A 20,313-nucleotide genomic window follows, 5' to 3' on the forward strand; every position below is an offset into this window, starting at 1 on the left:
ACATGGGCGGTAGGACGATGGTTCATCGCGCCGAGCCAGTAGAGTGCCGTACGAAAATCGTCGGCAGCACATCCACAAAGCCATCCTCACCAGGCAAATGAGCGGTGAGCGCGGAACGAGCAGCAGCGCCATCGCCCGGCGGCTTCATCGCGGCGATCCCGCCAGAGAAGAGGCGCGACGCGCGCCAGTCGGCCGGCATGGGGACAAACATATTGCGGGCATCAGCCTCGCGCCTTTCGGTGACACGAGCGACATAGGTGATGGTCTCGGCGGGCAGGGCACGGGCATATTTGCGGTAGGCGTCGACGCGCCCCGGCCCGGCATTATAGGCCGCCAGAGCAAGGCGTAGATCCCCATAGCGGTCGATCATTTCGCGCAGATAAGCAGCCCCTGCCAATATGTTGGCCCTGGGCTCGTAGGGAGAGCTACCCAGATGGTGGCGTCTGCTCAGATAAGACCAGGTTGCAGGCATGATCTGCATCAGTCCCATGGCGCCAGCATGCGATGCTGCGCGCAGATCGCCTGCACTCTCTGCCGCCATGACGCTGCGGATCAGGTCCTCGGGAAGCGCGAAGCGATACGCGGCTTCGGCGATGATCAGGCCATGCTCTTGGGCGCGTGACGGCGCTGCGATGGCACAGCCTAGGAGGCCGGCCAGCAGAAAACAGGGCAGGCGACGGCGCATGATTGCGGATCTGGCAGTCATGGCTGCGCCTCCCTAGGGCGCGGCAGACTGCGCGACCAGAGCAAGGCATGGTCAGCGGGATTGCGATCGGAGCGCATGAGGTTTGCCCGGAGTGGACGAGAGAAAGACGGGCAATCGAGCAGAAGGGCGATAAAGGGGCCGGCCTTGTCGCTGGTGCGCGTCCAGCCGCAGCCAACGTCGATGCGCGCGTCGCCGCGTGCAAGGACGACATGCCAGTCCGGCGCTGTCGCGCTTGCCTTTCGCCCGGCGGGCAGGACTCGGATGTCGAGATCGAGGCTCAATGTCTGGAGCCGGCCGGCATAGCCGCCGATCACCTTGCGGAATTTACCGATATGCATCGATTTTTCTCCTTGTCGGTCTGGGCTGTCGCATCGCGGCGCCACCGCCAGGGCGCATCGGGCGCGGCGCGCGTGAGGATTGGCGTCGCGATCCCGATCACCGTCCGGCTGGAAAGCGGACCGAAATAGCGACTGTCGAAACTGTCGGCCGGCGCATTGAGGAGAAAGAGTTCGCCCCTCTCGAGCGTGCGGCACCCAACCCAGCCCGGAAGTGCACGGCCTTCCCGATCCCGCGCGTGGGCGATCGAGCGGGCGATCCCATTTATGCTGATAATGCCTTGGGCGTTGCAGACACGGGCACCGGCCGTCGCTGCGACCCGCTTTAGTAGCGGCACATTTTCGGCTAGATAGCGACGCCGCACCAGGAAGGCGGCAAGCCGTGGCGGCGGCATGACGGCGACGAAGGCACCGCGCCGCGCCCGTGCGCCGACATGGACGAGATAGAGCCCGACAGGCGCACTCGCGCTGCTGTTCCAGAGCAGGCGTGGCGCGGGTCCGCTGACTGCAATCATGGCAAAGGCGATGGCAAAGCCCGGCGCTGCGAGCAGCGTTGCGAGACGATAGAAAGCCTGGCTCATCGTCCGAGCGCCTTGCGTTTGCGCCACGCCACATGGCGCTCGGCAGTATAGGCGCGTGGCTGCTCACCCGCTGCAATCCGGTCGGCGACATGGCTCCAATGTTCGGGCACGACAGCGCAGGGATCGATGCCGGCCGCTTCGATGGCATCGATTGTCTCGAGCACCAGCTGGACCTTGGGCCCGCCCTCGATGCTGAGCCAGATTTGCGCGCCCGGGCGGACGAATGGCAGCGTCGAACAGGCCTCGCCCGGTATCACCGTGCGCATGATGTCGATGCGCGACCGGATCGTGCCATAGTCGCTCGTCGACCATCGGACCAATGCGACAGGACTGTTGGGAGGGAAGCGCAATATGCGTGTGCAGCGCGAGTGGATCGTCTCGTCCACTGCGTTGCCGAAGCGGATCCAATGTTCGATGCGCTTTTCGATCCAGACAAGTTCGATGTCGGTGTGAAGCTTCTTGTCCGCCACGGCTGTGCCGGGGCCGGCGCGGTCCCGTGCTGGCGTCATCTTGCGTCTCGCTCACGGCATGGGGATGCGATCACCAGGCGCGCGGCGCACCGCGTTAGAAGGAATCTGGAAGATTCCTTCCTATTAGCATGGTTAGAGGGGGCGGGATTCCGGACGTGATGCCAGCGGCTTATCGCTGGTCCCGGTTCCCGATAGGACGAGGATCGGGTTCCTGATAGGACGAGCCCACCGGTTCCCGATAGGACGAGGCGAAGTCGGCTCATCGCTGCTGCCTCGGACGGGTTCGGCGCAGGGCGCGCTCATAGCCGCTGAGCGCGATCGGTGCGAAACTAAGCCGCTCGCGTCCACTGTCCCGGTCGATGAGGAGGTGATAGCCGGGCAGCGGCTGACGGCGGACAATGTCCCGCAGTTCGAAGGCAAAACGTTTGTAGGGTGACAGTACGCCAGACTTTGCGTGCAGATGGGAAAGGTCGAAACTCCAGCCACCAACTTGTCGGCCGCCATGCTTGCGCACGATTCGATAGAGCCAGCGCTCGAGACCTCCTGTAAGGCGAAAATAGGCGGGATCGATGGTCAGGATGAGCGCACGATCGAGCACAGCGGCATAGAACCAGTCTGGCAGGATCAGCTCGATGCCGAGGGGGCGGCCCTTGCCGTCGAGCCGCTCCTGCCATTCATTTATCCAGGAAAAGCGGTGCCGGCGGCGCTCATGCTGTTGTCGGATCGAGGTCGCGACACTGGTCGCCTGCAGACGATCGAGCGCCGCCTTCAATCGGTCATAATTGTCGCGGCTGGTCCCGCGTCCGATATAGGTGAGTATCTCGAAGGGCGTGGTCGCCATGAGCCGGGAGGTCGGCCGGCCGGCGTCGCGGGCCTCCACCAGCTGGCTCGCTGCCCAGATCATGATGTCGGCATCCCAGATCGTCGCCATGCCATGCTGATGCACGGCCTCGACCGATATCCAGGTCTGGCCCATTTCAAAGGCGATCGGCACGGTCCGAGGCGACTTGGCGAGGCTGAAGAAGGGCCATGCCATCAGATCCTGGGCATCTCGGGGCGGGATATTGCCGGGAATGGAACGGAACAGCTCGAGCTGCGCGCGGTCCGGCTCGTCCCGGACGGTGAGAGCGCTATGATGTGCCATCGGTTCAGCGCCGTACCGGGCCATCGAACCGGCGGGCGGGCAGGCAGACACCTAAACCCGGATCGGAGGTCGAGCGCCGCAAGCCGAGCGCTGCCCAGCTGTCGAGCGCGTCGATCGTATAGACGACGCGCCCACCAAGTTTGTGAAAAGCCGGGCCGGTGCCATAGCAGCGGTGCTTTTCGAGCGTACGCGGGCTGAGGCCGAGATGCAGGGCGGCGTCGGGTGTCCTGAGATATTGCGGCGAGGACAGGGCGCGATTAGCGCTCATGATCATTCTCCATCGAAGGGTTGGCCGGCGATCGAAGATCAGCGGACCGTCCGGCGGAGGATGGCGAAGCGCGTCCGGCATGGTGGAGCGGCTATCTGGATCGCCGGGTTTTTGTCGCACCGCGTAGCGCTCAGGGGCGTAGGAGCCTGCGATAGCCGCCCTCCATCAATGCCCGGGCCTCATCGATGAGGCGCTGGGTGCGGCGGCGCTGGGACGAGGATTTCCATTCGCTGCCCTGCCCCACCTGCATGTGGGCATAGACATGGCTGCGCGCGATTTCGTGTGTCGTCAGCCGGGCTTCGTCCCGCGCGCCGGCAGCATCGAGTATGTCGAGCAGCATGGATAGGCGCTGGCGCTGAAATGACGTGGGGCAAATGCCGGGCGGCGATCGGTGGGCGCGGCCGCCCGCCGTGCGCCGCTCGAAGCGGCGCACCATGGCCTGACGAAGCGCGATCGCGTCGTCTCTGATGACCATATAGGCAAGTGATCTGTCGGCCGGCCCGGGGCGCAGCCACAGGCGGTGCAGACCGCCGCCGTCTGCCAGGACGATGTGACGCCCGTTTTCGAGCAGTTGATCGACCAGAATGTCAGGCCGCCCCTCGAAATCGGAGAGAGCAGGAGCCGCGCCCTCAAACGGCGCGGTGTCCAGGATGAGGACCGCCGGCGCCGCCTGCGGATGCCAGAGCGCGGGCTGCGCTGCGGCAAACATGTCGGGGGCACAGGGGAAAGCTCAGGCCCCAGCGCCGGGCCATCACCTCCCGCGCCGATGGCGCTTGTCCAGCTGGCAGGATGGCAAGCGCATGATATTCGGCGCGGTAGCGTGGGTTGCGGCGGAGAAATTCCTGCGCAAAGCCAGGCAGATCGAGCTGCTGGCGCCCTGCCGCTTCATTGCCACCCATGCCTGTTTGCTCTGCCATGGCGGGAAGTTGGCGTGGCGGCAAAAGCCCAGCCATTCCATCATCAGGGGGGCGCTATCCCCGCAAATGGGGACGGTTCGCCCCCTTGGGGGAGCGAACCTTTCCATAGTCAGTCCGCGCCACGGCGGGGCGGGCGGTTCCAGACCAGATCATGTTCGCCATTCTCGCCCTCGAAAAGTTGCGCGAAGATCGGAGCAGTGAAGCTGGGATCATCGAGTTTGATGGAGAGAAAGGGGCGATCTTCGTTGCGGGTCTTGACCCAGCCGGCACCGACCTCGGCTTCGCCGGCATAGATGCGGTGGGTGGGCGCATGTTCGCTGGTCGTGACCTGTTCGACGATGCGGACCGACTTGGCCAGCAGTGTGAGAGTGATGATCTGGCCCCGATATTCGCCCGAGACCTTCTTGAAGCTGCCGATCTTCGACATGATCCAGTCCTTTTCTGTTGCTCGAGCCGCGCCATTGCGGCCTCGATGCGCATGAGGGGCAGCAACAGGAAGGCGCCGCAGCTGTCAGGCCCGCAGCGCAAGCGAAGGACGGGGCCACAGCCGTTTCTTGGCTCGCGAGGAGCGACGCGAAGCGCCGCGGGGAAGAAACTGCGAGCGGCGCCATTGCGGCAAGCCTTCCAGCCGCAGGCGATGTTGGTGCAGATGCGCAGGGAAAGAGGCCCATGGCGCGGCACGAACGGGCAACGGACATGTTTGACGATCGGCAATGTGGGATGGGTCGGGGATCGGCGCGCACGGCTGAAGCCATGACTGACAAGCGCTCGTCCTCGATCAGGCGGACATCAATCCTTGCGCCCAGCTGTCGCCGATGCCGGCAACGAGGATCTCGGCAGACCAGATCGGCAGCTCTGTCCCGTCCCCAAATCATTCTGCAGGCTTGCGCTGTCTGCTGGATTGCGCTCACCGCTGGCAGGGCAAGGATGATAGCGCAACAAGCAGGCGACCGGTATGGAGACGTGCAGCGATCGCGACCATGCGCAGCAAAATGGTCAGGGGCCGCCCCTTATCCAATGAGGGAAGGTGCTCTCTCCCACCGCAGCGCACATCTGCCCGACGACCAGAGCGTGGCGGCAGGGCGCCGCGAACCACAATCCATTGCCGGGCTGTCAGTCGGCACGCCCCGGTCCACCAATGGCGGACCGGGACGCATCGATCAGGCCGGTGCATTCCAGATGATGACCTTGCGCATCGGGTCATTCCCCGGCGCATTAGCGATGTTGCCGTAGATGGTCCCGAATTCCGGGGCCGAGAGAACGACCGAGACATATTCGGCACCGGTCGACTGGGCGAATTTCCTCCAGCCAGCACCGAGCTCGAAACCATTGCTGCGGCTGATGATCCGGTAATCGGGCTCCGCCTCCTTCGATTTGCGGGCGTTGGGCACAACGGTGATGGGGGCACTGATGGTCAGGGTGGCGAGCGTGCCTTCAAGGCTATCGCCCTTGACGATGAGGTTCGCGACGATGGTAGCCATGATGTGATCTCCTTGTCTGCTCGGGACCATTCCCGATGTCCAAGCCCAGGGGGCAGCTGATTACCGACGTCACGGATGGCTATGGCATCCGGGAACCTCCTCGCGGGGTTGACGGCATGAGGTAATCACGCTGCTCCAAGGCCAGGATGAGGGAGAATGGGGCTGGGCAGACAGATGGCGTCAGGTCTGCCTTCACCATGCTCCGAGCCAAGATCCACAGCCTGTGGCACTCTCACAGCAGTCCTGAGAACCCGCGAGTGGACCTGGTTCGACTGTCGGGACAGGAGGGCGGCATGCTGGCACCAATGCAGGGATGATGCGTTTCTGGGCTATCTGATGTTGGGAGATGAGGATATGTCTGCAACCTCCAAGGCGCAGCAAAAGGCGGCCGGTGCCGCTCTTGCCGCCAAGCGCGGCGATCAACCCAAATCGAAGTTGCGCGGCGCTTCAAAGCAAATGGAAGAATCGATGACCGAGAAGCAGCTCGAGGAATTTGCGAGCATAGCTCGCACGAAGCTGCCCGCCAAGAAAGGCTGACATTGGCCGGTAACGACAACCAGGCGCTGATCATTGCCTGCCCGATGTGCGCGGTGCTCAATCGCGTGCCATCGTCAAAATTGGGTGTCGGCGGGAAATGCGGCAAATGCGGTGGCGATCTCTTCGCGGCGGCGCCGGTCGCACTAAGCACCAGTAATTTCGATGCGCACGCCTTGCGATCCGATATCCCGCTGCTGGTGGATTTCTGGGCAGACTGGTGCGGACCTTGCCGGCAGATGGCGCCAGCCTTTGCTGCGGCCGCTCCGCAACTGGAGCCCTGGTTGCGGCTCGGCAAGCTCGATACGCAGGCCGACCAGGCAATTGCGGCGCGCTATGCTATCCGGACGATCCCGACAATGCTGATTTTGAAAAAGGGCAAGGAGATTGCCCGAGAATCAGGCGCAATGCCGGTACAGGCAATTGTCCAATGGGCACGGCAAGCTTTGCGTCCGGGCTGACAGGCGCGATCCACTTGTGCCTCGGTTATCATAAAGACCGTGCGGGCGAAGATATTGATGGCGGGTAAAGTCGACAAAATTGCAGCTCGGTCAGAGCCTGGACTCAAAGCCGACAGCGCCCGATTTCTTCCGTGTAGATGTCTGCTACCGAGGGCCTGTCCTGCGCCCCGTCAATAGGCCCCCGCCAGACATGCTGGCAGGGGCCATGAGGCCCAGGCCATGGAGAGATGTCGCTACTCCATCTCTTCATTGTCCGAAAAGATATGCACGGCGTGCGAAGGCGGCATCACGTCAGTCCTTGTCGAGCGCCTTGGCACTCGAGAGATGCTTTTCGACCACAGGCGCTATTTCCCCAGCTGCCTGCTTGAGCGAGGCGATCGTGCCGTCCGCAGCATATTTGCGCATCAGCTCAAGAGCGTCTTCATGGGCATCGACTTGGCCATCAATATATTCCTTGTCGAACTCAGTGCCCTTGAGTGCCTTCAACTCCGCGAGATCCTCCGACTGATCTTTGGTCAGCGTGGCATTGGGCGTTATCGCGGGACTGGCCGTCTTGGCTGCGGCCTTGATCTTGGCGGTCGAATCCGAGTGGGCTGCGACCATCATCCTGGCAAATTCCTTCACCTCAGGAGATTGGGCATTTGTTGCCGCCAGCTTTGCGGCTTCGATCTCGAAGGCGTCGCTCTTGGCGGCCGCGTCCGCAAATTCCTGGCCCGTCGGCGTCGTCATGAGAGCCTGCTGGGCATTGTCGATTGCGTTGCCGGTGGAATTGACGGCCCCTGAAACGGCGGCGCCGGTATCGTTCAATGCGTTGTCGGCCTTTTCTTCCACTTTCGGGCTGCAAGCACCAAGCGCGAGGGCCGCTATCGGTGCGACGCTCATCCACAGATGATTTTTCATGACATCCTCCTCTTTGGATGTCGCTCGAACGTCCGATAGCCGACCGCCGTTCCGCTGACGGGGGCGATTCAAAGCATGTTCTGAAAATCCCGGAAAATCGATCTGCTTACTGCTTCACCGACGAAGAGACCGAGGCGCAGCAGCAGAGATCATGCCATGTTCAATGGCGCGACAAAATAAAAGCCCGCCCGGTTTGCGCCGGGCGGGCAGTAGCAGGCTAAAAGCCTCGGGTCGCTCATGAGCAGATACAAGCTTGCAAGCGAGTCGCCTTGTAAGAATCCGACAAGTCTTGGATACTTTCCGTTAGGGAATGCTTGTCTTTCATGCGTCAGCCCGCCTTGCCGGAAAACGGCGCTCCCAGCGATGCGCCAGGAACTTGCCGGTCCCAAGATCAATTGATGCGCTCAATAGTGGCAAGGCTGAGGCTTCCCAACCATGAAGATTTTCACCATCGGCTATGAGGGGGTGACCCAGGAGCAACTGATCGACGCGCTGAGAGCGGCTGGCGTTGAAGTCCTGGCAGATGTACGGGCCCTACCCCTGTCGCGCCGCCCGGGATTGTCGAAGAATATCCTAGCGGCCGGTCTGCGAGAGGCTGGCATCGACTATGTTGGTTTCAAGGCACTTGGGACCCCTGCGGCAGGTCGCGAAGCGGCGCGCAAGAGGCAGCACGCGCGGCTGGCGGAAATCTATTCAGGTCAGCTCGAACTGCCCGAGGCAATTGTCCAGGCAGCGCAACTGGTCGAACTGGCAAAGGGGCGTCCTACCGCCTTGCTTTGCTTCGAGCGCGATCCGGCAGGCTGCCATCGGACCTTGCTGCTCGATGCCGTCCTGCCACAGGCTGATCGTGTCGACCTCTATCCGGGCTGATGGCCGGATCTGCTGCGAGAACCCCGCCGGCGCGATGTGGCGTAAGCTCCGGCGGCCCGGTGCGGCGCCGAATTTTAGAGATTATCCTACTCGATTTCGGGAACCCCAGCGGACGGGCGACCTTATAGTGGCATGCGCACCGCATCATCCCTGTCCCTGACATTTGATTGCTGGAGCCTTGGGCTTGAGGCTTGGTCCGTCATTGGCATGCGGCTTCCCCGCCTGATGTCCGGAAATGCTTCAGCCATGGCCGAAGCGCAGTTGATGGTCAGAGAGAAGATGGAGGCAGCAGCGCTGCTCCAGTGGAAGTTCATGACCGGTAGCCTTGGCGCCTCGGCCCCTGCGATGATGAGCGCATCAGTTACCCATTATCGCAAGGCGGTTCGCAAGAATCGGCGGCGATTGGCGCGGCCGGCCAGAATATGAGAGTGCGGCGGTATTTTTTGCAATCAGTATGAAGTGCGCTCGACCACCGCTGGCATGTTTGGCAAAACGCTCCCTCCCCCAGCGAAAGAGGATGCCATGACCGGAAATGAATTGATAGAAGCCGTTGCTGTCCAGCAGGGCGTCACCAAATCGGACGTGAAGAAGATTATCGACGCAGCCTTGGCCGTTATTGCGGACGCAGCAGCCAAGGGCGAAGATGTCTCGATTGCAGGCTTCGGCAAGTTCAAGGTTAAGCAGAGCGCGGCCCGAGAGGGCAAGAATCCCCGGACGGGCGAGCCGATGACGATCCCGGCATCGCGCAAGGTCGGTTTCCAACCGGCCAAGGCGCTCAAGGACAAGGTCAACAGCTGATAGCAGGCGCCCCGGCATTTTGAAGCGGCGTGACAGTTTTCGTCCGTAATCGATGATCGCGGCGCGCCCTGTATCGGCACGTACTGATAGGACTTCCGGCGAAAGGCTGGCAATGCTGGTTCCAGCGCGCGCTGGATGAGGTTGGACCTCGCAAGAGGCGAGGCAAGGGCAGTTCCGGCTGGAGCGGGATAAGGTCTTGCCCCGCCAGCCTTGAGGCGGGTCGCTTCGCTCTGAAAGGCAGGCGGGGCATCCAGCAGATTGGCGCAGTCCTTGCCGCCCCGTTGGATAGATTTGACTGTTAACAGCAAAATCTGAATAAAATCTGCAATGGCCTGAGGCCATCGAGTCAACCTCAGCCGGCCACCCACTGCAGGCAGGCTGAGGTCAACCGAGAGGGTCGAAAAACCCTGCACCGGTTGATGCAGGGCCAGTCGGGTCGCGCAAGCCGCGGAGACTTGCAGGGGGATAACTGCTTGGTCGATCATTGTTTCCACGAAATAATGACGCAATCGAAATTTATCCGCGATGTGCTTTGCCACCATAGCTGGCCCGAGTCGGGAAAGGCGAAATATGCGGGATCAGGTCGGGAACAGAATGGCTTGAGGGAAGGCCGCCCCGCGCGGCGGCCGCGATTTTTTTCTGGGCGCGTCAAGCCATGGGCAGCGTTTTTGCTGCCCATGGCCATTTGATCAGGCTGTGCTGGCCGTCGATCTTGGACGAGCGGCAGGCGACTCGACTTTGCAGGCGCCGTGACGCGCCATGCTGATCCCGCCCAAACCACCGGCAGGGCGGGAATTAGGGGGGGCGGCAGGGTGCGAGCGGAAAGGCGCGCTCGAGCGGGCGTCGGCACCGTCAGGGCGCAATGGCAATGGAGCAGCTGCGCAGCAAGTTGCCACCGGTCGCGACGCGCCTAGCAGGGAGCGCCGGCCACTCCCGATTTTGAGAGGAAGCGGCCAGACCTACGCCGCCGCGCAGGCGCGGCGTCCGCAGCCCCCTTTCCTTGCCACCGGGATCGTGACCGCGAGGCATGAGATCTGGCTCGAGATCGGGAAAGCGAAATGAAGCTTGGCCGGCGATGGCCGAGCCGCCATCGATCGCCTGTCACATCATTGTCACAAAGCATCTTGAAACCGGCGGTCATTCGGGCAGAGTTGCGCCACGGACCAGGAGAGTCCTCCCGCTTCGGGAACAGAGGTTGCAGCCAAAGGCAGACAGAAACGCTCGCGGCGCGGCGTGAGGGACGTCGCCAACGGCCCGAGCCAGGAAAAGGGCGCCTTCATGACGTAACGGGTTGGGCCCGCCGGCATGGGCGCAGATCCCAAGTCATGAATCAGGAACAGATAGAGTCGCTCAGCAAGACCATTCTTCGTGCCCTGTCCGCAGACGCCCTTCATGAGGCGATGGACAGGATCGCCATAGCGCTGGGGTTTGACCGCTTTGCCCTCAGCGTCGACGTCGGCCTTGGCGGACATTCGGGCACATCAATGCTTGTGCACAGCTACCCGGCCAGCTGGGCGGATATCTATATCGGCTTCAACCTCGCCCAGACCGATCCGGTCCGAAGAGCCGGCGAAAGCAGTTTGTCAGGCTTTCGATGGCGCGAAATCGAACATCTCATACCGATTACGCCGATCGAGCGGGTCACCTTCGAGACCGGGCGCAAACATGGCATGGTCGACGGCTTCACCGTCCCGCGTCACCTGCCCGGTACGGTCACAGGCAGTTGCACGTTCGTCACCGCCACAGAACGCCCGCTCCCTGAGAGGATGCTCATCATCGCTGACATATTGGGCGCCATTGCCATCGCCCAGGCGAGCCGGTTGTCGGGGTGGCGGCGCCCCATCAAGAAACCGCGCCTCACCGATCGGCAACGCGACTGCGTGCTCTGGGCGGCGCGGGGCAAGACCAACTGGGAGATCGGTCGGATATTGGGCATCAGCAAGGAGACGGTGATCCAGCATCTTAAGGAAGCGCGCGACCGCTATGATACGAGCAACCGCGCCTCGCTCATCCTTTATGCCCTGTTCGACGGGCTGATCAGCTTTTCCGACATATTCCGCTGGCGCGAGCGGGTCTGATCGACCGCACCGCCGCGCGATGCGCGCGGCGGTGCCATCCCCCTTTCTGGGTATAGGCGGGGTCGGGCTGCGATGATGTCATGCGTGCATGTTCAATCATGACAGGAACAGCACATGGCTTCTTCGATCATCCGGGACCCGCATATCGACGAGGATATGGTGCTCCGCGCCATGTTCGAAGCGCGCAAGCGGGTCTTCATCGACCTGCTCAAATGGGATCTTCCGGTCCTGGCCGACCGCTATGAGGTTGACCATTTCGACACGCCAGACGCGCAATATCTGGTGCTGACCGATACGGAATTGCATCATCGCGCCTCGACACGGCTGCTGCAGACAAACCGGCCCCATATCCTCGCGGACATCTTCCCGCATCTGTGCGCTGGTCCGGTCCCGACCGGCGACCATGTCCGGGAGATCACCCGTTTCTGCCTTGATCGCGACCTCAGGGCCGCTGAGCGGCTTGACGCGCGCAACCAGCTCGTGATCGCGCTTGTCGATCATGCCCTGGCCAATGGCATCGGCTCCTACACCGGCGTCGCCGAGCGCTCCTGGTTCGCGCAGGTCGCGACATTCGGCTGGCGATGCGAAGCGCTGGGCCAGCCGGTTCGGCATCGAGATCAATTACTCGTCGCCCTGCACATCCATATCGATGCAAGCACGCCGTCCATGCTTGAACGGGCGGGGATCCATGCCTCGCTTCAATATCAGCTGAGCGCCCCACGCCATGGGAGGCGCGCATGATGCGCCTACAGGCTTGCGACATCAGCATGCGCGAGACGCTGCTGCGGGACGGCTACTGCGTCATCGAGGATGCGCTGCCGCCAGACGTCATCCATGCGCTCAATGCAGATCTTGAACCCAGTTTTGCCGCCACCCCGCTCTGCCAGGGACGCTTCTATGGCGAGAGGACCAGGCGCTTTGGCGGCCTGCTCAAGCGCTCGCGCCACGCGCAGGCGCTCGTCCTCAACCCGGTCGTCATGGACCTGGTCGAGGCCGTGCTGAAGCCCGCCTGCGACCGGATCCAGCTCAATGTCATGCAGGCGATCGAGATACTGCCCGGCCAAGCCCAGCAATTGCCGCATCGCGATCATGACATGTGGCAGGGTGCCAAGGGGGCGCATGAATATCTTGTCAATGTGATCTGGCCGCTCGATGCCTTCACCCGCGAAAATGTTGCGACACTTGTCTACCCCGGCAGCCATGGCGAAGCCGGCATGGCCAGGGCTGAACAGGAGGAACCCATCGTCGCCCAATGCCCGGCGGGCAGCGCGATCTGCTTTCTTGGCTCGACGGCCCATTGTGCAGGCGCCAATATCAGCCAGGGCGCCAGGCGCGCCATCGTGGTCGGATACTGCCTTGGTTGGCTCAAGCCCTATGAGAATCAGTGGCTCGCCTATCCGCCTGCAGTGGCCAGACATTTCAGTCCCGAACTTGCGGCGCTGGTCGGCTATGCCCAGCATCGCCCCAATCTGGGCAATTATGAAGGTCAATGCCCGTCGATCCTGCTCGGTGACAATCTGCCCGACCATGTCGGTGCGATCGATGCGCTGCGGCCCGATCAGGAGGCGCTGCTGGCCGCGTATTTGGAAAGCGGTGGAGAAGGGAGATGAGTCCGGCCCACGTGCTCGAGCCCACCTATGATGCGCTGCGCCGGCGGCTTATCGCCGGTGCCTGGCCGTCGGGCTTTCGCCTCGAGGCGACCAAGCTGGCGCTGGAGCTGGGCGTCAGCATCACCCCTGTGCGCGACAGTCTCAATCGCCTTTCGGGCGAGCGGCTGGTCCAGGCCACGGCAGGGATCGGCTTCCATGTGCCCCGTCTCGATGCCGCCGATATCAGCCAGTTGCTCGACTGGCACCAGATACTGCTCGGCATCGCGGTGCAACGGCTCGAAGCTAGCCAGGCCGCACTGACCATTCCCCATGGCCATAATGGCATCGCCGATCATAGCGCGATCCTGTTCGGTTCGATCGGCATGGCGGCCGGCAATGGCGAACTGGACCGGGCGGTCGCCAATGCGGCGGCGCGGCTTGGCCCCTATCGCCGTATGGAAACCGAATTGCTGGCCGACGCCCCAGCCGAAATCGAGCGGATCGACCAATTTGCGCGCGCCGGGAGATGGCAGGCGCTCAAGGCGCTCCTGGAGCATTATCATGAGCGCCGGCGCGCGATCGCGTCGCAATTGGCCCAGGCGGTTCGCGACAGCTGATCGCGCAATCGACGGGGCCAAGGTCAAGGCCGGCACGATCATCCTCGCGTCTCCAATCCCGACCCCGATCATCGCTGGAAAAGCGTTTGGAATTGCAACGCAATATCGCCTGAGGGAAGATGCCCCCACCCCGAAGGCCGAGAGGTTCCAGACGCACCCATGACCGAGACGCAATTTGATCGGCTGACGCCTCGTGAGTGCCAATGCCTGCTGATGGTGCGCGATCTTAAAAGTTCGGAGGATATTGCCCGCGTCCTCAATATCAGGCCCGGCACCGTCAACACCTATATCCGCGACGCGGTCGTCAAGCTGGGCGCGCGCGACCGCCGGCATGCGGCCCTGCTCTATGCCGAGCATCTGGCCCGGATCGTGCCGCCATCTACCACTAGCGCCCCCGAGAAAATAGGGGGCGATTTGATAGGTCTAGCCGATCAGGCCGATCCTGCAGCAGCTGTGCCACACGCCCAGAACGCCATCGATCGGTCCAGGCCGGAGGATGGTCTTGAGGGCGAGAGGCGGTCCGTCACCCCGCCTCGCGGGCAGGTCAATCTCGGCCTGCTCGTGCGGGAAATTCTCGATGGAACGAGACCGGACGGGATGACGCTGGTTACGCGGTCGCTTCTCACTCTAGCGGTCGCGATCGCGATCGGCTTCTGCTTCTTCGCGATCAGCGCTGGCCTAGGCATGCTATTCAGCATTGCCGATTTTCTTCGCCGCCTCTCCCACTGAGCCTTCCCCACACCGGCATCACAGCAGGTGCGCCACGATACTGGCGCGAGGAGAATGCGCATGTCCAAGCCGACCGACCATCCGCTCCATAGCGGCATCATGACCGTCGCTGCGGCAATCCAGCTGGCCGAGAAGTCTGCCGATAGCGGCATCGTCTCGACGGCCGAGCTCATCATCGCAACGATCAGGGTCCAGGAAGATCAGGGTCTTCCGCCCGGCATTGCCGAACCGGCGCTCGCCAAGCTGCGGCGCGCGATCGATGCCCATATGGAAAGCCGAACAGCGATCGTGGAAGCCCATGCCGAATATGGCCGGATCGCCAAGCGCTTCGGGGCCACGCCAGAAAGCTTCGGTCCGACCTGGCCCTGCCAGCAGGCCAAAGCGCCCTCTGCGCCTGTCGCCACGCTTGCAGCCGCCGCCTGAGCCCGATTTGCAAATGAGGGAAGGCCAGCCTTAATGTGGACAAGCGACCATGATCCTGCTGGCCTTCCTCATCCTTTCGGCAATCTGCTGCAGCTATGCCCTGGTGCGGGGCGGCAGCCCCGAGCGGCTGACCGCAGGAGTTTTTCTTGCAGGCACCTTCGCCTCGATCATGATTTCCATCCATGCGCCTCCCCCGCCAGAGGGCTTCCAATCGGCGATCTTCCTGGTCGATCTCGCCATGCTGATCGCGCTGGGGGCGATCATGCTGTTCGCGCGCCGCTACTGGCCGATGGCGATCACGGCCTGTCAGCTGCTGGCGGTGATGGGCCATGTCATCCGGTTGCTCGATCCGCAGATCGTTCCTGTCCTCTACTGGATCAGCACCGCCTTCTGGGCCGTGCCGCAGATGCTTTTCCTGGCGGCTGCCGCCGCGCGGCATCGCAGTCGGCTCCGCCGCCATGGCGTCGACCCGGCCTGGTCGCGCCGGCCTGCCGCCGACCACGCCGGGTAAAAGGCACAAGCCCAGCGCAGCGGCATGTCGGGCCAAGAGCCGGACTTATCCACAGGTCAGACCTGCGTCATGCCGGAAACAAGGCGAGATGACCGATCAACCGCGCAAGGCGCTCCGACCTGGCAACATGGCGGCGCCAGGAAAGCCTGCCAGGATGCTAGCCGGCACCAAGCGGCGGCGCGTGCCCCGAGCCCCTACTCCTTTGGAGGACGAGAAGGGTGCAAGATTCATCCGATCGATCGGCGAGATGCGCCGTCGCCGCGCTGATCATGCCGCGCTTGTCCAATCGGCTGAACCGGCATGGGATATCATGCTCGACATCTATGCCTGCGCCCTTGAACGGATCGACCTCTCTGTCACGGCGGTAGGAATTGCCGCAGGGATTGCGCCGGCAACCGCGCAGAGATGGATCAAGAAGCTGGCAGCGCTCGGCGTCATTGAAAGGCTTGCCGATCCCCGTGATCGCCGCCGCAAGCTGGTGAGACTATCCCCGGCAGCGCTGGCGGCCATGCACCATTGGCAAACTGAAGCGCGCGCGATCTTGGAACAGATCGTACGTCGTGAAGAGCCATCGTGACGAACGGCCGGCCCCTCATTGCAGCCGCCCTGCCGACTAAGCTAGGATAGGATGATGCGGACCGATCTGGATCATTTGCCCGGCGACAAACAGCGCGAGCTCGAACGGGTCGTGCGGATCATTTTCGAGGAATTCGAGGATGCGCTGGCGCTCGCCAACCATGGCTGGAAGAAGCGCGGCCGGATCGAGAAGATCATTCTCTATGGCAGCTATGCCAGGGGCGGATGGGTCGACGAACCGCACACCGCCAAGGGCTATCAGTCCGACTATGACATTCTCATCATCGTCAATGACAAGCGGCTGACCGAGCGGGTCGACTATTGGCTCAAGCTCGAGGACCGCTTCAATCGCGAACTGGCGATCACCCACGCGATCCGTACCCCGGTCAATTTCATTGTCCATACGCTGCAGGAGGTGAATGACGGTCTGGCCCATGGCCGCTATTTCTTCATGGACGTGCGCGAAGACGGCATCGCGCTCTATCAGGTCGAAGACAGCGAGCTCCATGTTCCCAAGCCAAAGACGCCCGACCAGGCGCTTGCCATGGCGCAGGAATATTTCGAGGAGTGGTTCCCGGCGGCGATGAAGCGCTTCGAGATCGCGAAGTTCGACATCACAAAGGGCTACACCAAGGATGCTGCTTTTGACCTTCACCAAGCCACAGAACGGCTATACCACTGCATCCTTCTGGTCACGACCTTCTACACGCCCCATGTCCATAATATCGGATTCCTGCGCACACAGGCAGAGCGGCTGGATCGCCGGCTGGTCGATGTCTGGCCGCGCGAGCGGCGCATCGATCAGGCACGCTGGGAAAAGCTCAAAGAGGCTTATGTGAAGGCCCGCTATTCCAAGCATTACAAGATCAGCGAAGCGGAACTCAGCTGGCTTGGCAGACAGGTCGAGGATCTGGGCCGTGTGGTGCATGAAGTCTGCGCTGAACGGATAGCCGAGTTGAAACGGACTGCCGACGTTATCGCCTGAACATCCAGGACCTGATCATTTGGGCTGTTCGCCTTGCTTGCGGATGGCGTCGGCAATGATCATGGCGAGCGACTCCTCCGCACGGACACGGGCGCCTAAATCCTTCGATGTTAGATCCTGCCGGATCCAGATCGGGGCGCGTTTGATCACGGCGAGAATGGCGGCCTGTACGAATTCACTCATATGCGCGCCTATGCCGGGCCTTGGCTATCGAGGCAACGCATCGGTCTCACACATCCGTGGGGCGCGGCGATGCGGGTGCAAAAAACATGATCCACTATAGTGAGTGGGCCGCCGCCGGACACGGATACCGCGCTTCTTGCCTTTGCTATCCCCGATGTCTCAACGTCATGTCCCTGCAGCGGAAAGAAGATTGCACTCAATATGCGCCGATTGGCTGTCCTTTGCGCTAGCCGACTGGTGACTGAGAGAAAGCGCAGGCCGATAGGTACTGGCTCTAAAACCCTCAGCTGCACATCATCGACGGTTTGGCCAACTGGCTTCGACCGCGGATCTCAAGAGCTTCGCTCCCTGCACATTAGTTGCCCCGGTAAGTCGAGTATCCATAAGGGCTGACTACCACCGGGACATGATAATGGCCCTCTTTGTCGGCAACGCGGAAGGTCAGGACAATTTCAGGAAAGAAGGGATTTGCAGACTCATCGGGATATTTCGACATATCGAATTCAAGGCGGTAGACGCCCGTGTCGAACAGGCCGCCATCGTCGAAGCTACGAACACGACCATTGGCATCCGTCGTTGATTTGGCCACTTGCTGCCAGACGCCATCCGCCGAGCGCTTGGACAGTGCAACAGGCACGCCCTTGCCGCCGGTGCCACGTGCAAGGTCGAGCACATGCGTGGAAATTTCAGCGGCGGTGGCCGGGAAGACGCTGCACCCATAGATTGAGGCGAATACGGCCAAGGTAGCTAGTTTCATGGTGACCTCCCCGAAAAGCGATGCTCTTTTCCAACATACGTCCATTTGGCTCACGTCCTCCCGCCCGATGCTCAAAGCGGGCTGAGTGCGTCCAGTTCCCGCTATGAGAAATGCCGAAACGCGCCATCATTGGCGGGTGATGCGTACCAGATTCCAGTCATATCCCAACCGTTTGACGCGCTCGGCAAGCTCGGTTTTCATCTGGTCCGAAGGATGTTGGTCACGGGTCAGTACCCACAGATAGCGGCCGCTGGGTTCTCCGACGATAGACCAGCTATAGTCATCGCCATGATCCAGCACCCAATAGTTGCCATAGAATGGGCCGAAGAATGATACCTTGAGCTTGGCGTTGCCGCTACCCTCGACCAGCTTGGCCTTGCCGACCGATTCCTTCCATTTCGATCCCCGGCGTCCACGGTTGACGACCCGGACGGTGCCGTCCGGATTCATCACATAGTTGGCTGTGACGCCGTCCATGTCCTTCTGAAAAGGTGCCTCATATCTGAATTGCTCGAACCAGAGCCCCATATACTGTGCGAGGTCGACGGCTTTGGCGGGGGCGGGTACATTAACGTTACCGACTGGTCCGGGCCGCTGGATGAGCGCGCATGCGCCTAGTAGAGTCGTGGCAGCCAGCAGGCTGCCGATAATCAATTTTCTATGCATCTTGCTTTCACGATATGTTGGAATTTGCCTGCTATACGCACCGAATGTTGGATGTTTCCGTGAAGGAGGGAGACGCGCCGCTCGTACCACTTTAGTCTGGCAGCCGGACTCCGTTCCACGCGAACAGCCCGCCACTGTCTTGCGGTGTAAGCCCATCGAGCACATCGAGCAGCCGCTCCGCAGCATATTCCGGCGTGAAGATTTTTCCGGTCGAAATGCGGGCGGTGAAGGGAGCGGAAAGGGCGCTCCTTACGGTGCCGGGATGGAGGGCAGCGGCGATGGCCTGGGGATGTGTCCGACCCATCTCGATCGCGAAATTTCGGATCATCATGTTCAGTGCTGCCTTGCTTGCCCGATAGGCATGCCAACCGCCAAGCCGGTTATCGCCGATCGACCCGACCTTTGCTGAAAGCACAGCGAAGATGGCGCGTCGATCTTTCGCAAGCCGTGGCAGGACATGTTTGGCGATGAGAGCGGGGCCGATAGCATTTATCAAATAGCTTCGCGCGAGTGCTTTGGCGTCCAAGGCACGCATCGTCTTTTCCGGAGCGATTGCCGCCGCCTGATCGTGCAACATGCCGGTGCAGACAAATATCAGGTCGAGCGAGCTTGGCAGAGTTGCTGCTGCCGCCACAATCGACGCCTCACTCTCCAGGTCGAAGCTGAAGGGCACGCAGTTCGGGGCTGGAACAGATCGACCTTTTCGCGAGCCGGTGTGGACCGAACTGAACCGACCACCTTGCGCGAGACTGAGCGCAACGGCCTGGCCGATCGCGCCACTCGCGCCGAATATCGCCGCCGTTGCGGGCCGGGCCAGATATTTGCCTGTCTCATTTTGCAAAGCGCTCATCGTTCGACGGCTCCATTGACGCTAGCATCGATCGGTTGCGACAGCATTGCGTCAGCGAGCAGGACGCCCGAAAGCCATGCGCCCTCGACCGTCGGTGAATGACACCAGTCTCCACAGGCGCCCAAGCCTATGCCTGGATTCCAGATGATCCTGCTCGACTGCGCATAGGGCTGCGAGAACCGCCAGCGATGGGCCTTCAAAAATGTGGGGGCAGGGAGCCTGATCTGGAAAAGTCGCGCAAAGGCGTCGAGAAGATACGCGGCAACCTCAGGCGGCGACCATTCCAGATGATCCTGGGACCAGTGGCTGTTGGCGTGCAATATCCAACATTCACCATCACCCCTTTCAGGTTTGGACCTGTTGCATGCAACCATCGAGAAAATATCGACGTTGGTAGCGAACGGCGTTGGTACATCCAGTTGATGCGGAAATTCGACCATAACCGCCCAGCAAGGTGAGGATCTAACAGACGCGGCCTCGCGCGCAGCTTCGAGATCGTGAAGAGACAGCAGTGGTGCCGCCTGCTCAGCCGGAACGGCGATCACCACCGTGTCGAATGGACCTACGCAATCTCCCTCTGCCTGGATCATCCAACCGGCATCTTCCCTGACAAGAGATTGAACCCGGAACTCAAAATGGACGTCAAAACGCCGGCTTTGCTCGCGAACCAAGGTGGCCATTGCAGGCACGCCTACCATCGCATTCCCTGGGCCGTCGCTCCAACGCGCAACCCAGCCAGCCTTTCGCCAACGCCCGACTTCAGTTCGGAATCGGGGATCCCTTGCCGTGAACCAAGGCGCTCCTAAATCCCATGATGATGATCCAATTGCGACCGTTGTGAGCCTGCCACCGGGACGATGCCCCTTGTCGACGAGCATGATTTC

The 20,313-nt window shown here is 61.8% G+C and carries 31 protein-coding genes; 14 read left to right on the forward strand and 17 right to left on the reverse strand.

Features of this window, described 5'->3' with window-relative positions:
* Positions 1-22: 22 nt before the first annotated feature.
* The 10 genes from E5554_RS05120 to E5554_RS05170 all read right to left on the reverse strand — a co-directional run bounded on the left by E5554_RS05120 (position 23) and on the right by E5554_RS05170 (position 5,902).
* A complete protein-coding gene (locus E5554_RS05120; RefSeq protein ID WP_247594381.1) occupies positions 23-685 on the reverse strand; it encodes a lytic transglycosylase domain-containing protein in 663 nt (220 codons plus the stop codon).
* A gap of 17 nt (positions 686-702) precedes the next feature.
* Positions 703-1,044, reverse strand: a complete 342-nt coding sequence (locus E5554_RS05125) for a DUF736 domain-containing protein (RefSeq protein WP_004209617.1) — start codon at positions 1,042-1,044, stop codon at positions 703-705.
* Entirely contained in the window at positions 1,017-1,622 is a 606-nt protein-coding gene (locus tag E5554_RS05130; protein WP_136186161.1) for a S26 family signal peptidase, read from the reverse strand. The genes E5554_RS05125 and E5554_RS05130 overlap by 28 nt, the downstream gene beginning before the upstream one ends.
* The gene (locus E5554_RS05135) at positions 1,619-2,131 is read right to left on the reverse strand and encodes a DUF2840 domain-containing protein (RefSeq protein WP_136186162.1); all 513 of its coding nucleotides are present in this window, start codon (positions 2,129-2,131) and stop codon (positions 1,619-1,621) included. The genes E5554_RS05130 and E5554_RS05135 overlap by 4 nt, the downstream gene beginning before the upstream one ends.
* Before the next feature lie 220 nt (positions 2,132-2,351).
* Complete coding sequence (locus E5554_RS05145) at positions 2,352-3,236, reverse strand: replication initiator protein A (protein ID WP_136186164.1); 885 nt, start codon at positions 3,234-3,236, stop codon at positions 2,352-2,354.
* 4 nt (positions 3,237-3,240) lie between these two features.
* A complete protein-coding gene (locus tag E5554_RS05150; protein WP_063141948.1) occupies positions 3,241-3,504 on the reverse strand; it encodes a helix-turn-helix domain-containing protein in 264 nt (87 codons plus the stop codon).
* Positions 3,505-3,634: 130 nt separating this feature from the next.
* Positions 3,635-4,213, reverse strand: a complete 579-nt coding sequence (locus E5554_RS05155; RefSeq protein WP_136186165.1) for a DUF2285 domain-containing protein — start codon at positions 4,211-4,213, stop codon at positions 3,635-3,637.
* Positions 4,134-4,457, reverse strand: a complete 324-nt coding sequence (locus tag E5554_RS23265; RefSeq protein ID WP_313039205.1) for a DUF6499 domain-containing protein — start codon at positions 4,455-4,457, stop codon at positions 4,134-4,136. Before E5554_RS23265 ends, E5554_RS05155 begins: the two co-directional genes overlap by 80 nt.
* Positions 4,458-4,530: 73 nt before the next feature.
* Positions 4,531-4,848 carry a DUF736 domain-containing protein gene (locus E5554_RS05165; RefSeq protein ID WP_072895440.1) on the reverse strand — a complete coding sequence of 106 codons (318 nt, stop codon included), beginning with the start codon at positions 4,846-4,848 and terminating at the stop codon, positions 4,531-4,533.
* Between the two features lie 733 nt (positions 4,849-5,581).
* A complete protein-coding gene (locus tag E5554_RS05170) occupies positions 5,582-5,902 on the reverse strand; it encodes a DUF736 domain-containing protein (protein ID WP_004209624.1) in 321 nt (106 codons plus the stop codon).
* Positions 5,903-6,256: 354 nt separating this feature from the next.
* Between E5554_RS05170 and E5554_RS05175 the strand changes: the two genes are divergently transcribed.
* Both E5554_RS05175 and trxC read left to right on the forward strand, forming a co-directional pair.
* Positions 6,257-6,439 (forward strand): DUF3008 family protein, encoded by a 183-nt coding sequence (locus tag E5554_RS05175; RefSeq protein ID WP_136186166.1) that lies wholly within the window; start codon positions 6,257-6,259, stop codon positions 6,437-6,439.
* 2 nt (positions 6,440-6,441) lie between these two features.
* On the forward strand, positions 6,442-6,897 hold the full coding sequence (trxC, locus tag E5554_RS05180; RefSeq protein ID WP_080604481.1) for a thioredoxin TrxC: 456 nt from the start codon (positions 6,442-6,444) through the stop codon (positions 6,895-6,897).
* Between the two features lie 291 nt (positions 6,898-7,188).
* Here trxC and E5554_RS05185 read toward each other — a convergent pair whose 3' ends face one another.
* On the reverse strand, positions 7,189-7,797 hold the full coding sequence (locus tag E5554_RS05185; protein ID WP_004209626.1) for a DUF4142 domain-containing protein: 609 nt from the start codon (positions 7,795-7,797) through the stop codon (positions 7,189-7,191).
* Positions 7,798-8,232: 435 nt separating this feature from the next.
* On the opposite strand from E5554_RS05185, the gene E5554_RS05190 reads away from it, so the two are divergent.
* The 3 genes from E5554_RS05190 (at position 8,233) to E5554_RS05200 (ending at position 9,465) form a co-directional block, all read left to right on the forward strand.
* On the forward strand, positions 8,233-8,667 hold the full coding sequence (locus E5554_RS05190) for a DUF488 domain-containing protein (RefSeq protein WP_136186167.1): 435 nt from the start codon (positions 8,233-8,235) through the stop codon (positions 8,665-8,667).
* Positions 8,668-8,913: 246 nt separating this feature from the next.
* Positions 8,914-9,093 (forward strand): hypothetical protein, encoded by a 180-nt coding sequence (locus E5554_RS23270; RefSeq protein ID WP_247594382.1) that lies wholly within the window; start codon positions 8,914-8,916, stop codon positions 9,091-9,093.
* Positions 9,094-9,189: 96 nt separating this feature from the next.
* Entirely contained in the window at positions 9,190-9,465 is a 276-nt protein-coding gene (locus tag E5554_RS05200; protein WP_136186169.1) for an HU family DNA-binding protein, read from the forward strand.
* Positions 9,466-10,577: 1,112 nt separating this feature from the next.
* On the opposite strand, the gene E5554_RS23275 is transcribed toward E5554_RS05200, so the two are convergent.
* On the reverse strand, positions 10,578-10,937 hold the full coding sequence (locus E5554_RS23275) for a hypothetical protein (RefSeq protein WP_235654846.1): 360 nt from the start codon (positions 10,935-10,937) through the stop codon (positions 10,578-10,580).
* On the opposite strand from E5554_RS23275, the gene E5554_RS05205 reads away from it, so the two are divergent.
* The 9 genes from E5554_RS05205 to E5554_RS05245 all read left to right on the forward strand — a co-directional run bounded on the left by E5554_RS05205 (position 10,866) and on the right by E5554_RS05245 (position 16,973).
* Positions 10,866-11,543 (forward strand): LuxR family transcriptional regulator, encoded by a 678-nt coding sequence (locus E5554_RS05205; protein WP_235654842.1) that lies wholly within the window; start codon positions 10,866-10,868, stop codon positions 11,541-11,543. The two genes, E5554_RS23275 and E5554_RS05205, sit on opposite strands and share 72 nt — an antisense overlap.
* Positions 11,544-11,657: 114 nt before the next feature.
* On the forward strand, positions 11,658-12,284 hold the full coding sequence (locus tag E5554_RS05210) for an acyl-homoserine-lactone synthase (protein ID WP_136186170.1): 627 nt from the start codon (positions 11,658-11,660) through the stop codon (positions 12,282-12,284).
* Positions 12,281-13,153, forward strand: coding sequence for a phytanoyl-CoA dioxygenase family protein (locus tag E5554_RS05215; protein ID WP_136186171.1), 873 nt, complete (start codon positions 12,281-12,283; stop codon positions 13,151-13,153). The genes E5554_RS05210 and E5554_RS05215 overlap by 4 nt, the downstream gene beginning before the upstream one ends.
* Positions 13,150-13,749 carry a GntR family transcriptional regulator gene (locus tag E5554_RS05220; protein ID WP_136186172.1) on the forward strand — a complete coding sequence of 200 codons (600 nt, stop codon included), beginning with the start codon at positions 13,150-13,152 and terminating at the stop codon, positions 13,747-13,749. Before E5554_RS05215 ends, E5554_RS05220 begins: the two co-directional genes overlap by 4 nt.
* Before the next feature lie 159 nt (positions 13,750-13,908).
* Positions 13,909-14,478, forward strand: coding sequence for a LuxR C-terminal-related transcriptional regulator (locus tag E5554_RS05225; protein WP_136186173.1), 570 nt, complete (start codon positions 13,909-13,911; stop codon positions 14,476-14,478).
* A gap of 60 nt (positions 14,479-14,538) precedes the next feature.
* Complete coding sequence (locus E5554_RS05230; protein WP_004209635.1) at positions 14,539-14,901, forward strand: hypothetical protein; 363 nt, start codon at positions 14,539-14,541, stop codon at positions 14,899-14,901.
* Between the two features lie 49 nt (positions 14,902-14,950).
* Positions 14,951-15,412: a hypothetical protein gene (locus tag E5554_RS05235; protein WP_122928587.1), complete on the forward strand. Its 462-nt coding sequence runs from the start codon at positions 14,951-14,953 to the stop codon at positions 15,410-15,412.
* An 88-nt stretch (positions 15,413-15,500) separates the two neighbouring features.
* A complete protein-coding gene (locus tag E5554_RS05240) occupies positions 15,501-15,989 on the forward strand; it encodes a MarR family transcriptional regulator (RefSeq protein ID WP_122928589.1) in 489 nt (162 codons plus the stop codon).
* Positions 15,990-16,043: 54 nt separating this feature from the next.
* Positions 16,044-16,973 carry a HEPN domain-containing protein gene (locus tag E5554_RS05245; protein WP_136188264.1) on the forward strand — a complete coding sequence of 310 codons (930 nt, stop codon included), beginning with the start codon at positions 16,044-16,046 and terminating at the stop codon, positions 16,971-16,973.
* A 15-nt stretch (positions 16,974-16,988) separates the two neighbouring features.
* Here the strand turns inward: E5554_RS05245 and E5554_RS22955 are convergent, their stop codons facing one another.
* The 5 genes from E5554_RS22955 to E5554_RS05265 form a co-directional block, all read right to left on the reverse strand.
* Positions 16,989-17,156 carry a DUF6771 family protein gene (locus tag E5554_RS22955; protein WP_164488918.1) on the reverse strand — a complete coding sequence of 56 codons (168 nt, stop codon included), beginning with the start codon at positions 17,154-17,156 and terminating at the stop codon, positions 16,989-16,991.
* 355 nt (positions 17,157-17,511) lie between these two features.
* On the reverse strand, positions 17,512-17,913 hold the full coding sequence (gene uraH / locus E5554_RS05250) for a hydroxyisourate hydrolase (RefSeq protein ID WP_097385151.1): 402 nt from the start codon (positions 17,911-17,913) through the stop codon (positions 17,512-17,514).
* 126 nt (positions 17,914-18,039) lie between these two features.
* Complete coding sequence (locus tag E5554_RS05255) at positions 18,040-18,579, reverse strand: lipocalin family protein (RefSeq protein WP_080993714.1); 540 nt, start codon at positions 18,577-18,579, stop codon at positions 18,040-18,042.
* A 91-nt stretch (positions 18,580-18,670) separates the two neighbouring features.
* A complete protein-coding gene (locus E5554_RS05260; RefSeq protein WP_122928591.1) occupies positions 18,671-19,429 on the reverse strand; it encodes an SDR family NAD(P)-dependent oxidoreductase in 759 nt (252 codons plus the stop codon).
* Positions 19,426-20,109 carry an FAD-dependent oxidoreductase gene (locus E5554_RS05265; protein WP_235654631.1) on the reverse strand — a complete coding sequence of 228 codons (684 nt, stop codon included), beginning with the start codon at positions 20,107-20,109 and terminating at the stop codon, positions 19,426-19,428. The genes E5554_RS05260 and E5554_RS05265 overlap by 4 nt, the downstream gene beginning before the upstream one ends.
* Between the last annotated feature and the right edge of the window lie 204 nt (positions 20,110-20,313).

The sequence above is a fragment of the Sphingobium sp. PAMC28499 genome (genome assembly GCF_004795815.1).
Lineage (GTDB): Bacteria > Pseudomonadota > Alphaproteobacteria > Sphingomonadales > Sphingomonadaceae > Sphingobium > Sphingobium yanoikuyae.

Bases quoted from the DNA above. Each gene is read 5' to 3' on its own strand.
- E5554_RS05120 (WP_247594381.1), bottom strand. From the start codon at position 685: ATGCGCCGTCGCCTGCCCTGTTTTCTGCTGGCCGGCCTCCTAGGCTGT.
- E5554_RS05125 (WP_004209617.1), bottom strand. From the start codon at position 1,044: ATGCATATCGGTAAATTCCGCAAGGTGATCGGCGGCTATGCCGGCCGG.
- E5554_RS05130 (WP_136186161.1), bottom strand. From the start codon at position 1,622: ATGAGCCAGGCTTTCTATCGTCTCGCAACGCTGCTCGCAGCGCCGGGC.
- E5554_RS05135 (WP_136186162.1), bottom strand. From the start codon at position 2,131: ATGACGCCAGCACGGGACCGCGCCGGCCCCGGCACAGCCGTGGCGGAC.
- E5554_RS05145 (WP_136186164.1), bottom strand. From the start codon at position 3,236: ATGGCACATCATAGCGCTCTCACCGTCCGGGACGAGCCGGACCGCGCG.
- E5554_RS05150 (WP_063141948.1), bottom strand. From the start codon at position 3,504: ATGAGCGCTAATCGCGCCCTGTCCTCGCCGCAATATCTCAGGACACCC.
- E5554_RS05155 (WP_136186165.1), bottom strand. From the start codon at position 4,213: ATGTTTGCCGCAGCGCAGCCCGCGCTCTGGCATCCGCAGGCGGCGCCG.
- E5554_RS23265 (WP_313039205.1), bottom strand. From the start codon at position 4,457: ATGGCTGGGCTTTTGCCGCCACGCCAACTTCCCGCCATGGCAGAGCAA.
- E5554_RS05165 (WP_072895440.1), bottom strand. From the start codon at position 4,848: ATGTCGAAGATCGGCAGCTTCAAGAAGGTCTCGGGCGAATATCGGGGC.
- E5554_RS05170 (WP_004209624.1), bottom strand. From the start codon at position 5,902: ATGGCTACCATCGTCGCGAACCTCATCGTCAAGGGCGATAGCCTTGAA.
- E5554_RS05175 (WP_136186166.1), top strand. From the start codon at position 6,257: ATGTCTGCAACCTCCAAGGCGCAGCAAAAGGCGGCCGGTGCCGCTCTT.
- E5554_RS05185 (WP_004209626.1), bottom strand. From the start codon at position 7,797: ATGAAAAATCATCTGTGGATGAGCGTCGCACCGATAGCGGCCCTCGCG.
- E5554_RS05190 (WP_136186167.1), top strand. From the start codon at position 8,233: ATGAAGATTTTCACCATCGGCTATGAGGGGGTGACCCAGGAGCAACTG.
- E5554_RS23270 (WP_247594382.1), top strand. From the start codon at position 8,914: ATGGCCGAAGCGCAGTTGATGGTCAGAGAGAAGATGGAGGCAGCAGCG.
- E5554_RS05200 (WP_136186169.1), top strand. From the start codon at position 9,190: ATGACCGGAAATGAATTGATAGAAGCCGTTGCTGTCCAGCAGGGCGTC.
- E5554_RS05205 (WP_235654842.1), top strand. From the start codon at position 10,866: ATGGACAGGATCGCCATAGCGCTGGGGTTTGACCGCTTTGCCCTCAGC.
- E5554_RS23275 (WP_235654846.1), bottom strand. From the start codon at position 10,937: ATGTCCGCCAAGGCCGACGTCGACGCTGAGGGCAAAGCGGTCAAACCC.
- E5554_RS05210 (WP_136186170.1), top strand. From the start codon at position 11,658: ATGGCTTCTTCGATCATCCGGGACCCGCATATCGACGAGGATATGGTG.
- E5554_RS05215 (WP_136186171.1), top strand. From the start codon at position 12,281: ATGATGCGCCTACAGGCTTGCGACATCAGCATGCGCGAGACGCTGCTG.
- E5554_RS05220 (WP_136186172.1), top strand. From the start codon at position 13,150: ATGAGTCCGGCCCACGTGCTCGAGCCCACCTATGATGCGCTGCGCCGG.
- E5554_RS05225 (WP_136186173.1), top strand. From the start codon at position 13,909: ATGACCGAGACGCAATTTGATCGGCTGACGCCTCGTGAGTGCCAATGC.
- E5554_RS05230 (WP_004209635.1), top strand. From the start codon at position 14,539: ATGTCCAAGCCGACCGACCATCCGCTCCATAGCGGCATCATGACCGTC.
- E5554_RS05235 (WP_122928587.1), top strand. From the start codon at position 14,951: ATGATCCTGCTGGCCTTCCTCATCCTTTCGGCAATCTGCTGCAGCTAT.
- E5554_RS05240 (WP_122928589.1), top strand. From the start codon at position 15,501: ATGACCGATCAACCGCGCAAGGCGCTCCGACCTGGCAACATGGCGGCG.
- E5554_RS05245 (WP_136188264.1), top strand. From the start codon at position 16,044: ATGCGGACCGATCTGGATCATTTGCCCGGCGACAAACAGCGCGAGCTC.
- E5554_RS22955 (WP_164488918.1), bottom strand. From the start codon at position 17,156: ATGAGTGAATTCGTACAGGCCGCCATTCTCGCCGTGATCAAACGCGCC.
- uraH (WP_097385151.1), bottom strand. From the start codon at position 17,913: ATGAAACTAGCTACCTTGGCCGTATTCGCCTCAATCTATGGGTGCAGC.
- E5554_RS05255 (WP_080993714.1), bottom strand. From the start codon at position 18,579: ATGCATAGAAAATTGATTATCGGCAGCCTGCTGGCTGCCACGACTCTA.
- E5554_RS05260 (WP_122928591.1), bottom strand. From the start codon at position 19,429: ATGAGCGCTTTGCAAAATGAGACAGGCAAATATCTGGCCCGGCCCGCA.
- E5554_RS05265 (WP_235654631.1), bottom strand. From the start codon at position 20,109: ATGGCCACCTTGGTTCGCGAGCAAAGCCGGCGTTTTGACGTCCATTTT.